The organism is Streptomyces sp. NPDC041122 (genome assembly GCF_055592445.1).
Genome location: NZ_JBVIYQ010000006.1, coordinates 65056 through 79617, shown reverse-complemented (window position 1 = coordinate 79617; position 14562 = coordinate 65056). Strand labels below are relative to the sequence as shown.

15 protein-coding genes and 4 pseudogenes are annotated in these 14562 nt (G+C 70.9%); 12 read left to right on the top strand and 7 right to left on the bottom strand.

Translation table 11 applies throughout. From position 1 onward, the window contains the following. Positions 1-100 precede the first annotated feature (100 nt). Positions 101-1279, bottom strand: a complete 1179-nt coding sequence (tuf, locus tag ACZ6B8_RS21830) for an elongation factor Tu (RefSeq protein ID WP_471608230.1) — start codon at positions 1277-1279, stop codon at positions 101-103. Positions 1280-1656: 377 nt separating this feature from the next. Continuing rightward, positions 1657-2367, bottom strand: coding sequence for a DNA alkylation repair protein (locus ACZ6B8_RS21825; RefSeq protein WP_471082426.1), 711 nt, complete (start codon positions 2365-2367; stop codon positions 1657-1659). 49 nt (positions 2368-2416) lie between these two features. On the opposite strand from ACZ6B8_RS21825, the gene ACZ6B8_RS21820 reads away from it, so the two are divergent. The 8 genes and pseudogenes from ACZ6B8_RS21820 (at position 2417) to ACZ6B8_RS21785 (ending at position 8685) form a co-directional block, all read left to right on the top strand. Next, positions 2417-3202 (top strand): TVP38/TMEM64 family protein, encoded by a 786-nt coding sequence (locus ACZ6B8_RS21820; protein ID WP_471608229.1) that lies wholly within the window; start codon positions 2417-2419, stop codon positions 3200-3202. A 281-nt stretch (positions 3203-3483) separates the two neighbouring features. Then, the gene (locus ACZ6B8_RS21815; protein WP_471082432.1) at positions 3484-4356 is read left to right on the top strand and encodes an undecaprenyl-diphosphate phosphatase; all 873 of its coding nucleotides are present in this window, start codon (positions 3484-3486) and stop codon (positions 4354-4356) included. Between the two features lie 546 nt (positions 4357-4902). Continuing rightward, entirely contained in the window at positions 4903-5451 is a 549-nt protein-coding gene (locus tag ACZ6B8_RS21810; RefSeq protein WP_471608594.1) for a Uma2 family endonuclease, read from the top strand. Positions 5452-6039: 588 nt separating this feature from the next. Beyond that, positions 6040-6171, top strand: a pseudogene (locus ACZ6B8_RS21805) (undecaprenyl-diphosphatase); the annotation flags it as partial. A 129-nt stretch (positions 6172-6300) separates the two neighbouring features. Then, positions 6301-6963, top strand: a complete 663-nt coding sequence (locus ACZ6B8_RS21800) for a hypothetical protein (RefSeq protein WP_471608228.1) — start codon at positions 6301-6303, stop codon at positions 6961-6963. 78 nt (positions 6964-7041) lie between these two features. After that, a pseudogene (locus ACZ6B8_RS21795) lies at positions 7042-7227 on the top strand (ACR3 family arsenite efflux transporter); the annotation flags it as partial. 9 nt (positions 7228-7236) lie between these two features. Continuing rightward, positions 7237-7461 (top strand): hypothetical protein, encoded by a 225-nt coding sequence (locus tag ACZ6B8_RS21790; protein WP_471082438.1) that lies wholly within the window; start codon positions 7237-7239, stop codon positions 7459-7461. Positions 7462-7626: 165 nt separating this feature from the next. After that, positions 7627-8685 carry a vWA domain-containing protein gene (locus tag ACZ6B8_RS21785; protein ID WP_471608227.1) on the top strand — a complete coding sequence of 353 codons (1059 nt, stop codon included), beginning with the start codon at positions 7627-7629 and terminating at the stop codon, positions 8683-8685. Between the two features lie 30 nt (positions 8686-8715). Here ACZ6B8_RS21785 and ACZ6B8_RS21780 read toward each other — a convergent pair. Beyond that, a pseudogene (locus ACZ6B8_RS21780) lies at positions 8716-8967 on the bottom strand (winged helix-turn-helix transcriptional regulator); the annotation flags it as partial. 154 nt (positions 8968-9121) lie between these two features. Between ACZ6B8_RS21780 and ACZ6B8_RS21775 the strand changes: the two are divergent. Beyond that, positions 9122-9406, top strand: a pseudogene (locus tag ACZ6B8_RS21775) (hypothetical protein); the annotation flags it as partial. A 693-nt stretch (positions 9407-10099) separates the two neighbouring features. Continuing rightward, positions 10100-10378 carry a hypothetical protein gene (locus ACZ6B8_RS21770; protein ID WP_471608611.1) on the top strand — a complete coding sequence of 93 codons (279 nt, stop codon included), beginning with the start codon at positions 10100-10102 and terminating at the stop codon, positions 10376-10378. 149 nt (positions 10379-10527) lie between these two features. Here the strand turns inward: ACZ6B8_RS21770 and ACZ6B8_RS21765 are convergent, their stop codons facing one another. Further along, the gene (locus ACZ6B8_RS21765) at positions 10528-10875 is read right to left on the bottom strand and encodes an STAS domain-containing protein (protein ID WP_471608226.1); all 348 of its coding nucleotides are present in this window, start codon (positions 10873-10875) and stop codon (positions 10528-10530) included. A 149-nt stretch (positions 10876-11024) separates the two neighbouring features. Further along, positions 11025-11819: an SDR family oxidoreductase gene (locus ACZ6B8_RS21760; RefSeq protein WP_471608225.1), complete on the bottom strand. Its 795-nt coding sequence runs from the start codon at positions 11817-11819 to the stop codon at positions 11025-11027. A 150-nt stretch (positions 11820-11969) separates the two neighbouring features. Between ACZ6B8_RS21760 and ACZ6B8_RS21755 the strand changes: the two genes are divergently transcribed. Continuing rightward, positions 11970-12845 (top strand): helix-turn-helix transcriptional regulator, encoded by an 876-nt coding sequence (locus ACZ6B8_RS21755; protein WP_471608224.1) that lies wholly within the window; start codon positions 11970-11972, stop codon positions 12843-12845. Between the two features lie 34 nt (positions 12846-12879). Here the strand turns inward: ACZ6B8_RS21755 and ACZ6B8_RS21750 are convergent, their stop codons facing one another. Further along, on the bottom strand, positions 12880-12957 hold the full coding sequence (locus tag ACZ6B8_RS21750; RefSeq protein ID WP_466231358.1) for a 50S ribosomal protein bL37: 78 nt from the start codon (positions 12955-12957) through the stop codon (positions 12880-12882). A gap of 154 nt (positions 12958-13111) precedes the next feature. Here ACZ6B8_RS21750 and ACZ6B8_RS21745 point away from each other — a divergent pair, with 154 nt between their 5' ends. Beyond that, positions 13112-13291 carry a hypothetical protein gene (locus ACZ6B8_RS21745; protein WP_471082462.1) on the top strand — a complete coding sequence of 60 codons (180 nt, stop codon included), beginning with the start codon at positions 13112-13114 and terminating at the stop codon, positions 13289-13291. Between the two features lie 36 nt (positions 13292-13327). On the opposite strand, the gene ACZ6B8_RS21740 is transcribed toward ACZ6B8_RS21745, so the two are convergent. Further along, on the bottom strand, positions 13328-14560 hold the full coding sequence (locus ACZ6B8_RS21740; protein ID WP_471608223.1) for a cytochrome P450 family protein: 1233 nt from the start codon (positions 14558-14560) through the stop codon (positions 13328-13330). Positions 14561-14562 lie beyond the last annotated feature (2 nt).

Genomic DNA, 14562 nt, shown 5'->3' with positions numbered 1-14562 from the left:
CTCCACGAGGAGCGCGCCGGTGGGCGGTAATGCCGACCGGCGCGCTCAGCGGCCTCCCCCGGAGGCACGTCCCGGGCGGCGTGGGGCCGGACGCGTCCGGTCAGGCGATCCCGGTCACCGTGCCCGCGCCGACCGTGCGGCCGCCCTCGCGGATCGCGAAGCCGAGACCCGTCTCCAGCGGTACGTCGCGGCCGAGTTCGACCGTCATCGTGACGGTGTCGCCGGGCCGGGCCACGGCCGCCTCACCGAGGTCGACGTCGCCGACCACGTCCGCGGTGCGGATGTAGAACTGCGGCCGGTACCCGGTGGCGATCGGGGTCCTGCGCCCGCCCTCGCGCGCCGCGAGGACGTACACCTGCGCGGTGAACCGCCGCCGTGGGGCGACACTGCCGGGCGCCGCGACCACGTGCCCGCGCCGTACGGCGTCGCGTGGCAGCCCGCGCAGCAGCAGCGCCACGTTGTCCCCCGCCTGCGCCTCCTCCATCGGCTTGCCGAACGTCTCCAGGCCGGTGACCACCGTCTCCGTCTCCGCGCCGAGGACCTCCACGCGGTCCCCGATACGGACGGTGCCGCGCTCGACGGCGCCGGTGACGACGGTGCCGCGCCCGGTGATCGTGAGCACGTTCTCCACGGGCAGCAGGAACGGCGCGTCGAGATAGCGCTCGGGCATCGGCACGTAGGTGTCCACCGCGTCGAGCAGCGCGTCGATCGCCGCCGTCCACCGCGGGTCGCCCTGCAGCGCCCGGAGCCCCGAGACCCGTACGACGGGCACCGCGTCGCCCCCGTACCCGTGCGCGGAGAGCAGGTCGCGGACCTCCAGCTCGACGAGGTCCATGAGCTCCTCGTCGCCGCCGTCGGCCTTGTTGAGGGCGACGACGATGTGGTCGACGCCGACCTGGCGGGCGAGCAGCACGTGCTCGGCGGTCTGCGGCATGATCCCGTCGAGCGCCGACACGACGAGGATCGCGCCGTCCAGCTGCGCCGCGCCGGTGACCATGTTCTTCACGTAGTCGGCGTGGCCCGGCATGTCCACGTGCGCGTAGTGCCGGGTGTCCGTCTCGTACTCCACGTGCGCGATGTTGATGGTGATGCCGCGCTGCGCCTCCTCCGGGGCACGGTCGATGCGGTCGAAGGACACGTACTGGGTGCCGCCGCCGGTGCCGCGCTCGCTGAGGACCTTGGTGATGGCGGCGGTCAGGGTGGTCTTGCCGTGGTCGACGTGGCCCATGGTGCCGATGTTCAGGTGCGGTTTCGTGCGGACGTAAGCCGTCTTGGACATGGTGGTTCCTTCTCCGGAACTCGAAGCTGTTGGCCCGGGACCGCGCTTCGCGCGCGGCCGGGACGGGGACCCCGGGTCCGACCGACCCTCCCCCTCGGGGGTCCGCCGGGGTGTCCGGGGAGGGTCAGCTTCGGGCGCCGTCGAAGGCGACGGGTGCGAGGACGGCAGCCTTCGCAGCGCCCGCGACTGCGGGCGTGGCTGCGAGGAAGGCGTACCGGAACATGGGTCTGATCCTCACCGAAGGAAAGCGCCACGTCGAATGATTTATGGGCGTGAACCCACGGTTTATGGGCGTGAACCCGGCACACGGACACGCGTGCGAACGCCGCCGCCGGGCGGCCGGGTTGCCTTCGGCCCACGCCGCCCGCGACGCGGGTTCAGAGGTTCTTGAGGGCCTCGCGCACCGACAGTGGCGAGAGCCTCTCGCGCTCCCTCTCGACGAAGGCGCGCACGGCCGCGGGATCGGTCTTGGCGTACTCGCGCAGACACCAGCCGATCGCCTTGCGGATGAAGAAGTCGGGGTGCCCGGACTGCCGTACGCAGTAGGCGAAGAGGCGCTCCGTGTCGGTCGCCGACTTGTGGCGGAGCTGGTGGAGGAGGGCCGTGCGGGCCACCCACAGGTTCTCGTCCTCGATCCACGCGTCCATGACGCGCCGCAGCTCCGGGTCGGCCGCGACCAGTGCGCCGACCACGTGCGCGGCGAGCGCGTCGACCGTGTCCCACCAAGGGTGTGTGATGACGAGGTGCCGGGCCACGGGCAGGAAGCCGGAGGAGCAGCGCTTCACGTGCCGGCGCAGATAGTCGACGGCGAAGTAGGCGTACTCGCGTTCGGGGAGTTCCCAGCACCGCAGTGCGATCGCCGTGCAGTCGTTCTCGTCGGGCAGCGGGGTGCCGGCCAGGACGGTGCGGGACAGTTCGCGGCGCACCGGAGAGGTCAGGCCGAGGAAGGGCGCGACGTCCTTCATGTACGCCCTCATCTGCGCGGCCCGCTCCGGATCGGCCGCCTCCGCGTACCCGGTGACGAGGCGTCCGACGACCGTGTCGGCCAGCTCGCTGCCCGGCACCCGTCGCGGGACTGTGACGCTCATGAGACGCACCATACGGCGATCAGACACCTGACCCGGTTACGCTGCCCGAATGTTCGAAACCGCCACCACCCGTCCGCAGGGCCTCGCCGTGCGCTGTGCCAGAGCGCTGCTCTCGCCGTGGTCGCGGCTCTCGCTGCTCGTGGTGCTGCTGGCAGCGGCGGCCACGTGTGTGCTGGTCTTCGAGCCGCAGCGGATCCTCTCCGACGGCTGGCCCGCGCAGTTGGGCGGCGCCACGGCGGTGCTGCTCTTCGCGGCGGCGTACGGCGTGTGCACCGCGGCGTTCGTGCCGCGTCCCCTGCTCAATCTGGCGGCGGGGGCGCTCTTCGGTTCGCAGGCGGGGCTCGTCGCGGCGATCGCCGGTACGGTCCTCGGCGCGGGGATCGCGTTCGGGCTCGGCCGGATGCTGGGGCAGGACGCATTGCGGCCCCTGTTGCGCGGCCGCTGGCTGAAGGCCGCGGACGGCCAGCTCAGCCGGCACGGTTTCCGCTCGATGCTGGCGGTGCGACTTTTCCCCGGGGTGCCGTTCGCGGCGGCCAACTACTGCGCGGCGGTGTCGCGCATGGGCTGGCTGCCGTTCCTGATCGCCACGGGCCTGGGGTCGATACCGAACACGGCCGCGTATGTCATCGCGGGTGCCCGCGCCTCGACGCCGACGTCCCCCGTCTTCCTGATCGCGATGGGCTTCATCGCGGTGACGGGTGTGGGCGGGGCGGCGGTGGCGTGGTTCAAGCGCCACCATTTCCGGGACCGGGACCGGGCCAGGGACCAGGCGGTCGGCGAGGACCGGGGCCGGGCCGAGCCCCCGCCGCCGTACGACGGTGACCGTGCGACGTAACCACGCACGCCACGCACGCCACGTATGTCACGCATGTCACGCATGTACGGCGGCCGGACCGCACGCCTCCGTTCGGCCCTCCCCCTGTCCCGTAACCCGGGCCCGCTACGCTGCCCCACGACGAGGGACGTGATCACCCCTCGCACTTCGGCGTTCCGCCCCCGACCCCGGCGACGCCACAGCAAGCGTCCCCATGCCACAGCCAGCCTCAGCCACGCCCCGCTATGACCGCTACGACCGCATCCGCGGCCTGATGATCAGTACTTGGACGGCGCAGTTTCATGTCTTGGCTTGAATCCTTCATCCTCGGACTCGTCCAGGGACTGACCGAGTTCCTCCCGATCTCCTCCAGCGCGCACCTGCGGCTGACCGCGGCGTTCGCGGGCTGGCACGATCCCGGGGCCGCGTTCACGGCGATCACGCAGATCGGCACCGAGACCGCCGTGCTGATCTACTTCCGCAAGGACATCGCCCGCATCCTGTCGGCGTGGTTCGGCTCGCTCGTCGGCAAGGTGCCGCGCTCCGACCACGACGCGCAGATGGGCTGGCTCGTCATTGTCGGCTCGATCCCCATCGGTGTCCTCGGCATCACGCTCAAGGACCAGATCGAGGGCCCCTTCCGCGACCTCCGCCTGATCGCCACGACCCTGATCGTCATGGGCGTCGTCCTCGGCATCGCCGACCGCCTCGCGGCGCGCGACGAGACGGGCGGCAAGCACCGCGCCGTACGACGCCGCAAGGACCTGCGGGAACTCGGCGTCAAGGACGGCCTGATCTACGGCGTCTGCCAGGCGATGGCCCTGATCCCCGGCGTCTCCCGCTCGGGCGCCACCATCAGCGGCGGCCTCCTCATGGGTTACACCCGCGAGTCCGCGGCCCGCTACTCGTTCCTGCTCGCCATCCCCGCGGTCCTCGCGTCGGGCGCGTTCGAGCTGAAGGACGCGAGCGAGGGACACGTCGCCTGGGGCCCGACGATCTTCGCCACGATCATCGCCTTCATCGTCGGTTACGTGGTCATCGCCTGGTTCATGAAGTTCATCACGACCAAGAGCTTCATGCCGTTCGTGTACTACCGGATCCTGCTGGGAATCGTGCTGTTCGCCCTGGTGGGGGCGGGCTCGCTGAGCCCGCACGCGGGTGAGTCGGCGGGATGAAACCGGGCTGCACAGGTGGCGCTATCCGGCATTTCCTGGCGCCTGATTGCGGCACCGCGCCATGATCATCTCCCACTTTTCTCCCACTCATCTCCTACCGGAAGGCGGGATACGCCCCACCAGGGCGTGTGCAGCCGCGAAATGCAGGGATGACGCGGAAGGGCCCGCACGGCTTCTGTTAGCGCGGCACGGCCATACGCCGACGCACAACTTGCAGGGCCCCCTGACCTGTGAGGACAGAGACCGGGGGGCTTCCACTGCGACCTCGACGACATCGCAAGCCTGGTGTCGGCCGACCTTGACCCGGCGCTCAAGCTGATGGGCACCACGCCTCCGAAACAGCTCGTCCATGGACTACGTCGTCCAGATCCACACCGAGATGCTCTCCGGACTCCGGCTCCTCCGATCCACACGGGCCGAGTGAGAGATCCGGTCGCTCGACTATGCTGACACCAGCGTTGCGCCCGTGCCCGCGATCCGGGATGAGGGCCCCTGACCTCTTCGAGGCGCCTGGAGGAAGCCGTGACCGCCGAACTCCCCGACTGGATGATCCCGCCCAGGATCAGCGGCTGGGAAGCCGATGACCTCGACCTCCTCCCCCAGGCACCGCGGCACACCGAACTCATCGACGGGGCCCTGATCTTCATGATGTCGCCGCAGCGGTCCTGGCACGCCCGGCTGGTGGAGAACCTGACCTTCGCCCTGCGCCAGGCTGCCCCCGTCGGGTTCGACGCTGAGCGTGAGATGACAGTCAGGCTCGACAAGAAGAGCCGCCCCGAGCCGGACATCCTGGTCACGACCGCTCCGTACGACCCCGACCGAACGTGGTATGCGCCCGAAGACGTCGCCCTGGTCATCGAGGTCGTCTCGGAAGAGTCGGCGGACCGCGACCGTTCCCTGAAACCCTTCAAGTACGCACAGGCCAGGATCCCCCACTTCTGGCGCGTCGAGGACGAGACCGGCGCCCCCACCGTCCACACTTACGAACTCGACACCATGACCAGCACCTACGTGGCCACCGGCATCCACCGCAACCGGTTGAAGGTCTCCGTCCCCATCCCCCTCGACATCGACCTCGACAGCCTCGTGCCCTGACCGTCCCTTCCGGACGCCAGGCCACGGCTTCGCGAGCTGGAAGCGTAAGCCGCCTCACGCCCCCGCGAGGGCGAAGGTGAACGGTTCACGGGGGTGCCGTTGAGATTGATCATGATCCGGCTGGCGCCGGGGTGAGCGGAATGTCCCGGCGCCGGATGGGGACTCGGCGGGCGCGAGCGATGTCGTCGGCGTCCTGGATGTCGGCGAAGTGGGCATGCGCCTGGGCGACGGCTTCGGGGTACACCTCCTGCTTCTCCTACTCGGCGAGCGCGCGGTAGATGTCGGGCTATCCCGACGCCGCCGGGGCCAGGGCAGTCCGCTCCGCAGGGCCGACCTGACCCGGCACATGCCGAGCGGACGACCTGTCGTCGTCGGTGCTCGCGCTCTGGAACGAACCGCAGGAATGCCTGGCTGACCAGGCCAAATGCGGCCCACACACATCAGGCCATCTCTTTTGAGGGCACATCCCGGGGACTAGCGCAATTGGATGCTGATCCTTCGCGTGCGCCCCCCCCATGCTCCGTAGTCTGGCCTCAAGGCGCGGCCATCGCACAGCAGGTCAAAACCGCCCAGAACCTCGACTTGAACTGGTCCATGAGGTCCATCACGACCAAGAGCCTCATGCCGTTCGTGTACTACCGGATCCTGCTGGGAATCGTGCTGTTCGCCCTGGTGGGGGCGGGCTCGCTGAGCCCGCACGCGGGTGAGTCGGCGGGATGAGGGGCTGACCGGGCGGGACACCGGCGGACCCCTCGGAGAACTTCGCGAGCCGGGGGTTGCCACCGCTCCCGCCCCCGCTCGTCGCTTCTGCCCTACGGTGTCCTTCTGGCTCAACCCTGGGGGGTACATATGCGCGTTCGCGCTACCGCGGTCACAGCTGCTCTGCTGCTGGCCGCTCTCACTGCGTGCGGCGGCAGCGACGGTGAAGGCAAGGCCGACGCGAAGACGTCTGGGGGCGAGAAGCCCGCAGCGTCGAAGAAGGTCGACTGCATGGACGAGGACATCAGCCAGTCCGACTGGATGGAGCACTGCTCCGACGAGGGCGCCGGCACCGGCGGCGACGGCACCGGCGGCGACGGCACCGAGGGGCAGTCCGCGAGCCTGGAGTTCGGGGAGACGTACACCTGGCCCGACGGGGTCAAGGTGAGTGTCGTCGAGGCTCGCGTCTTCACCGACTACGACTCCGAGCTGGGCGAGTCGGCCGAGCCCGGAGATCGGGACTTCCGATTGAAGATCAAAGTCACCAACAAGAGAAAGGTCCCGTTCGCCCTCGGTAGCCTCTCAACTCTGGTCGAGGGTGCCACCAATGGGGGCCAAGCGCGGATGGCGATGCTCGACCGGGGGTCCGATCCGCTCGAGGGCCGCCTGGGAGCCGGCGTCACGGCGACGAAGACCGACGACAACACCCTGAAGACCAAGTACGGACGGAAGATCATCGTCACCGTGCAGCGAGACGACAACGACTTCAGCACGGAGGAGTCGCCAGAGTTCAGCGGAACCATCAAGGACTGAGCGCGACTGACCGCGACTGACCGCACAGCGAAGCCGGCGACTTCGGGTCCCTGGCCGTACGGTCTGGAGACGCCCACCATCGCGACGTTCGGCGTGTCCTCCGGGCAGGCGCTGACCGGTGTGGTCGGTCCGCTGAACGCGGTGCCGGTGCTGATCGGCCCGGTCCGTGTCGCCCTCGCCGGCCGCCGCCGCTTCCCTCCCCTCGTCGCCCCGGCCTCCTGCCGGGCCGGGCCGCTGAGGGTGCGGTGGGGCTCGTGGGGGTAGACAGCGCGCATGACGCAACCTGTGGACGCTGACGAACTGTTGACCCGTATGCGTGGGGCCCGCGACTGGGCGGCGCGCGAGGCGGAGCGGAAGTCCGACCTGACGAAGACCCTGCGGGGCGAGGACCGGCAGAGGGAGGCGGGCGAGGCGGACGTCGAGGCGCGGGTGTTCCGCTCGATCTGCGTCGTGCTCGACGAGATCCTGCATCCGGGGTCCCACTCCGACCGCGCCTAGCGAGCGCGGTGTCGCACTCCGCCCCGCCCACCGCTCCGCGGCCCGCCCCGCAACCGTCGCTTCTGCCCGGTGGGGAGGCGCTGGTGACGGCTCATCAAGGGCCATTGTCAGTGGCTCCCCATAGAGTGAAATCACTCGGCAAGCCTCGGGAGAAGGAGCAGAAGCATGTCCGCCAAAAGGATCCAGCACAAGGTGAATCATGTCGCGCTGGTAGTGGACTGTTCGGGTTCCATGCGTCCGCATCAGCATCAACTCGTGCGCGTCGTGGATGAGTTCGTGGCGGGCCTCAAGGCCGAATCGGACAGCCTCGGTCACGAGACCCGGATAAGCCTCTACTCATTCGACCACCGGGTGGAGAACCTGGTGTGGGACATGGACGTGAAACACCTTCCGTCCATGCGGGGCCTGTATCAGGTCAACAACGGCGCGACCGCTCTCATCGAGGCCTCCCTGAAGTCCCTGGACGACCTGGGACACATATGGGAGGAGTACGGCGAGCACAGCTTCCTCCAGATCGTCGTGACGGACGGCGAGGAGAACGCCTCCGGCGGCGACCGTCGGCACGACGGCGACATGGCCATCCTCGGCCCCTGGCTCGACAGGATCACGGCGAAGATGGGCGGCCTCCCGGGCCACTGGACCTCCGCGATCCTCGTGCCGAACTCCCTGGCCAAGCGCACCGCCCAGAACTACGGCTTCCCGGCGGGCAACATCGCCATCTGGGACGCGGACTCCCAGGAGGGTGTCGAGGAGGCCATCGGCACCGTGCGCGCCGCGGCGACCAGCTTCCTGCGCGCCCGCGAGCAGGGCGTGCGTGGCACGAAGAATCTGTTCGCCGTCGGCCAGGACATATCCGTCGACGAGGTGCGGGCCAGCCTCGAACCGATTCCGGCGAACAAGTACCGGCTCCTGAAGGTCGACAAGGAGGCCGAGATCCGCCCCTTCGTCGAATCGCACCCGGGCGTGACGTACGAACGCGGCTCCTGTTACTACCAATTGGGCGCCCGCGCCCAGGTCCAGCCCAACAAGGAAGTCATCGTGGTCGAAAAGGACACCGACCGCGCCTACACGGGCGACGCGGCACGGAGCCTTCTTTTCGGTACGGGCATTCAGGGCACCGTCTCGGTAAAAGCGGGGAACAATCCCCAGTTGGAGGTGTACGTGCAGAGCCGCTCGGTGAACCGGAAACTCAAGCCGAATACGCGGCTGCTCATCATGTTGTGATTCTCGGCGCCTCTCGCCGGGACGTCCGCCTCAGCGCCCGTCGGCGACCTTGTGGACGGTCGTGTCGTCGGGGTCCAGGCGCCGCCCGTCCTCGGACAGCACTGCCGGCGCGCGCAGGCGCCGCCCTTCCCGGCGGTCGACCAGTTCCGAGCGCGGCTCACCGGGGGCGAAGAAGTTCTGCTCGCCCCACTGACGCAGCGCCACGACGACGGGGAGGAGCGCCTTGCCGTTCGGGGTCAGCACGTACGCGCGGTAGGCGCTGCCGTCCGAGGCCGGGACGGATAACGAGGCATTGGCGCGGGCCTAGGCGGACGAGGGTGTCGTACGGGAGTGGCTGCGGGGGCTGGCGAGCAACCCGGCCCTTCCGGCGCCGGTGCTCCGACGGCTGCTCTCCTTCCCGGAGTTTCCGGTGCACGGGTCGTGGCTCAACTGGCGGATGCTGGACGCGGAGGCGACGGCCGTCGTGGTGGCGTCGTCGCGGATGCGGCACCGGATGGACGCCCCCGAGAATCCGACCGCCGACGTCGAGGTGCTCACGGCACTCGCGCACGACGTGGAACCGCGGGTGCGGTTCGTGTACGCGGTACTGCTCGGGGAGTTCGGGCGGCGCGTTCCCGAGAGGGTGGCGGAGGTGTTGGCGCGGGACTCCAGCGCGAAGGTGAGGCGCGGGGTCGCGGGGCGACCGGAGCTGTCGCGGGCCGCGCTGGACCGCCTCCTCGGCGATGAGGACCCGGGCGTTCGGGCCCGTGTGCTCGGCCCGTGTGCTCGGGCCCGCCCTGTGGGACCGGCTCGCGGAGCCGGAGAGGAGGCGGTTGCGCGCCGACGCGTCGCCCGAGGTGCGCGCCCGAGTCACCGAGCTGTGCCGCGTCGAGCGGGAAGTCGAGCCGGAACCGGAGACCTGGCGCGCCGAGGCGCGGGGGAGGCACACCGATCCGCACGTCAGGCGCCGGGCCGCCGAGGACCCGTCCGTACCGCTCGCGCTCGCCCTGCGGCTCGCCCGCGATCCCGACAGCGCCGTGCGGCTCGCCCTCTCCCTGCGGGAGGAGCTGACCGAGGAGCAGCGCGCGGCCATCCGGTACGAGGTGCCGGACGTGGTTCCGTTGCCCCCCTGGATCCGGCGGGGTGCGACGGCACGACGGATCGCCGCGTCGGCGCACGTCGGGCTGCGCCGGGCCCTCGCCACGCAACCGCGCCTGCCGGCCGAGGTGGTGGCGCGGCTGGCCGCGGACGACGATCCGGGGGTGCGGCGCAATGTGTGCGACTTCTGCGAGGACGCGCCGCACGAGCTGCTCCTGGAGCGGTACGCGACGGCGCAGGACCGCAACTGGTCCGCGGCACGGCTGCACCGGAACTTCGCCGTGCCCGGCCTGGCCGGTACGCGGACGACCCCAACCCCCGGCTGCGCCGTGCCGCGTTGGACGACCCGGCCGCCGGCCCGGAGTTGGTGCTGCGGCTCGCCGACGATCCGGAGGTGGCGGAGTGGGCGGTACGCGACTCGCGCCTGCCCGGAGCCGAGTTGCTGCGCCGGCTCACCCTCCCGCACGGCGCGTCCGCCGCCGCGGGCAACCCGGCGCTGCCGCCGGGAGCGATGCACCGGCTGGTCGACCTGGCGTGGAGCCGGTGGGCCATGGAGGACCGGACCGAGGAAACGCGCTCCACGCCAGGCACCAGGCCCGGCTCCGCGCAAGACTGACGCGGCCACGAACTCGCCCCGCCCAAAGCCCCGTTGACCGACATGCGCGAACGCACGACCGCGGCTCCCGCGCCGGCGCCGCGCACCGTGACGGAGCGCGGCGTCAGCGGGGGGCCGCCCAGCCCTGTGCGGCCCTCCGTGTCGTCACGTCATGAAGACGTCGCCGCGCAAGCGTGGTCCGTGGAGGGGTAGATGTTGAGGACCAGGTCGGCACCCGTGGTCTCCAGCAGGCGCCGCAGTTGCGGTTGCGGGGCGGCGATGCGCAGCGTCGTGGACTGGTGGATCACCAGGAGCAGGTTCAGCGCGGACGAGTCGGCGAAGGTCACCTCGGCGACGTCGAGGACCAGGACCGGGAGGGCCGCTGCCGCCGTCTCCATGGCGCGGCGCAGGGGCGGCACGGTGTGCATGTCGAGGTCGCCGCGCGCGACGACGACCCAACTGCCGCCCCTGGGATACTGCTCCACGGCGGGGTCGGGGCTGCTCACGCTGTCGGACATGGAACGACTCCTGGCGCGCGGGGGCTGGACACCCGCATATTGTTACCTCCCGCGCGGGCGCCGGACACCGCCGCCCGGAAGACTGCCGGGAGCGCGACAGCCCGACCGCCGCCCCAACGGCCCAGCGTGCCGCCCGAACTCATGGTCAGTCAGCGCTGCGCCGTGGGGCGGACCACGATCTCGTTGAGGTCCACCGAGTCCGGCTGGGCGATGGCGTACACGATGGCGTCCGCGATCGCTCCGGGGTCCAGCGCCATGGCGTCGCGGCGGGCCCGCAGCGCCGCGCGGGCGTCGGGGTCGGCCACCGCGTCGACGAAGTCCGTGTGCACGAAGCCCGGCGACACGACGGTGACGCGCACGTCGCCCGCCTCCTGCCGCAGCCCTTCGCAGACGGTGCGCACCGCCGTCTTCGTCGCCGCGTACACCGCCTGTCCGGGAACGGTGCGGTACGCGGCGGTCGACGCCACCGTGACCAGGTGCCCGGCCCCCTGCCCGCGGAAGACGGGCAGCGCCGCGGCGACGCCGTACAGGACACCGCGCAGATTGACGTCGATCATGTCGTCCCACTCCTCGACCCGCAGGTCCTCCAGGGGCGAGATGGGCCCGATGCCGGCGTTGTTGACCAGCACGTCGAGCCGGCCGAACGCGGTGACCGCCGCGTCGACGAGCCGGACCAGGTCCGCGCGGCGCCGTACGTCGGTCGGTACGGCGAGGGCGTCGCCGCCACGGCCACGTATCTCGGCGGCCGTTGCCGCCACGCGGTCCTCCCGCCGCGCACCGAGGACGACGCGCGCACCGCGTTCCGCCAGGGCCAGCGCGGTAGCCCTGCCGATCCCGCTGCTCGCGCCGGTCACGGCGACCACCTTGCCGCGGACGGCCTTGGCCTCCCCCGCCCCGTCCGCCCCGTCCGTCGCCTTCTTCTTCCCGTCGTCGGTCTTCGTCATGGCTCGTTCTCCCTCGGCTGTCGCACCTGCCGTGCCCGGCGTCCCCGGCGCACGGGTCGTGCGGGGCTTCCCTTGATCTGCCGGTTCAGCCTGCGGGATGCTCAGCCTGGTATACAGAGCCGGTTCATTCTGGAACTGGAGGTGGTACCCGTGCCGCAGCACACCGTCGAGCAGCGCCGTGAACTGGGCGTCTTCTTGCGCAGCCGCAGGGCTCAGCTCACCCCCGAACAGGTGGGGCTGCCGACGACCGGCCGCCGCCGGACCCCGGGCCTGCGCCGGGAGGAGCTCGCACTGATCGCCGGGATCAGTGCCACCTGGTACACGTATCTCGAACAGGGGCGGGACATCCGGGCGTCACCGCAGGTGCTCGGCGCGCTCGCGTCGGCTCTGCGTCTCGGCCGCCACGAACGCGAGCACCTCCTCCGGCTCGCCGGCCACGCCCCCGCGCCCGCCCCGCACGAGCCCGAACCGCTCGCCGCCGAGGTGGCGGAGATCCCGCACCTGCTCCACCCGCGGCCCGCCTACCTCATCGCGGGCGACTACGACGTGCTCAGCAGCAATCAGGCGGCGAGCGAGCTGTTCCCGAACCTCGCCCCGTCTTTTGACCGGCCCGCGAACCTGGCCCGCTGGGTCTTCCTCGAACCCGCCGCCCGGGACGTCGTGGTCGACTGGGAGCCGGAGGCGCGCGGCCTGCTCGCCCGGCTGCGCACGCTGCACGGACGCCACCCGGGCGACGCCCGCTGGGCGCGGCTGATCGACGAACTGCACGCGGGCAGCGCGTACGTACGTGACTGGTGGCCCCGGTACGACGTGCAGGCCCGGCAGAGCGGACGCAAGCGGCTGCGGCCACCGGGGCGTGCGGTCACCGACTTCGTCTACACCGCGCTCCACCTGGCCGAACAGCCGGAAATCACCCTCGTCGTCTACACCGAGGCCAGCGCGGGCGAACAGGACCCGAGCGGCGGCGGGACAGGCGGAACACCGGCGGCGGCTCCGTGGCCTCGCGCCGGTGTCCGGTGTGCGTGATGGGCGGCGCCTCGCGGCGCCCCACGACCCCGCCTCAGGACTGCGGGCGGCTTCCGTGGTTGGCCGCGTGCTTGCGGCGGGCCTTCTTTTTGCGGCGTCGCTTCGAGGACATACCGCCACCCCTTTCTGCGGAGAACAGGCGATTCCTGCCGGTTTCCACCGTTCCACATGGGTCCGCGCCCGGCGACCGGGCGCGATGATCACGTGGTGGAGGTGTGCGGTAGCTGACAGTTCCGATTGTCGTGGGCATCGCCTAGGGTTGAGGCATGCCCTTAACCCCTCCTCCCCCTGGTTCCGCGCGGTCTTCGGTCGAACTGAACGAGCGGATCCGCGGCCTCTGGCTGCGCACCGGCGGCCGGCTCACCCCTGAACAGCGCCGGGAGTACGAGCACCTGGTGACGGAGTGGGCCGCCGCGGTCCGCGAGGAGATGGTGAAAGCCGCATAACCGTGCGGCCGCGGCTTTCCACGAAGAGCGGGGCCCTCAGGCGGACTCAGGCCGCAGGCGCACCGGCAGGGTCCGGTGGCCGTTGCTGAGGAGCGAGCCGAACGGCTGCAACTCCCCTGCGGGCACGCCGAGTTCCATCTGCGGGAAACGTTCGAAGAGCAGGCTCAGGGCCGTGCTGACCTCCAGGCGGGCCAGCGGCGCGCCGAGGCAGAAGTGCACCCCGTGGCCGAAGGCGAGGTGCTCCTTGAGCGTGCGGGTGACGTCGAAGGAGTCCGCGCTCTCGCCGTGCCAGTCGGGGTGGCGGTTGGCGGCGGCGTAGGAGGCGAGGATCGCCTCGCCCCGAGCGATGGTCCGGCCGTCCGCCAGCTCGATGTCGGTGACCGCGAACCGCAGCGGCAGATGCCGTACGGCCGGTTCGAGCCGCAGCGTCTCCTCGACGGCGTCGGCCCAGTCCGCCTTGCCCGAGCGGAGCAGCGCGAGCTGTTCCGGGTGGGTGAGCAGCTGCGTGATGGCCTGGTCGATGACGTTGACGGTGGTCTCGTACCCGGCGCTGATCATCAGCAGCAGGGTGTCGCGGAGCTCGTCCTCGGTCAGGCCGCCCTCCTCGTCCTCGTCGCGCGAGGTGATGAGGAGCGAGGTCATGTCGTCGCCGGGCTCGGTGCGCTTGTCGGCGATGAGCTGGTGGAGGGCCGCGTAGAGCGCCTTGGTGTTGGCCTCGGACTGCTCGGCGGTCAGGGTGGTGTCGAAGACGCCGTCGACGACCCGGCGGAAGGATTCCTGCCGCTCCGCCGGCACGCCCATGAGCCGGCTGATGACGGCGATGGGCAGCGGGTAGGCGAGGTGCTCGCGCAGGTCCACGGTCTCGCCCGGCGGAAGCGCGTCGAGCCGGTCGAGGATGTCGGTGACGACCGTGTCTATGCTCGCCCGCAGCGCGGTGACGCGGCGGTGGCTGAAGGCGGGAGCGACCATGCGCCGCAGCCTCCGGTGGTCGGCGCCGTACGCCGTGAACATGTTCTCCACCGCGACCCACAGGGCGAGCGGCCAGCGCTGGACCGCGTCGGCGTACTCCGGCCAGTGGGCGCGGGCGTCCTTGGAGACGCTCGGGCTGGTCAGCAGCTCTTTGAGGAGTACGGGGTCGGTGACGGACCAGGCGGTCACGCCGAGGATGTCGACACGGACCGCCTGCCCGTGCTCCCGCAGCCGGCGGTCTTCGTCGTGGGCGTGGGCGCCGGTGGGGTCGAGGATGATCGGCTTCGTGGACAGGTCCATGG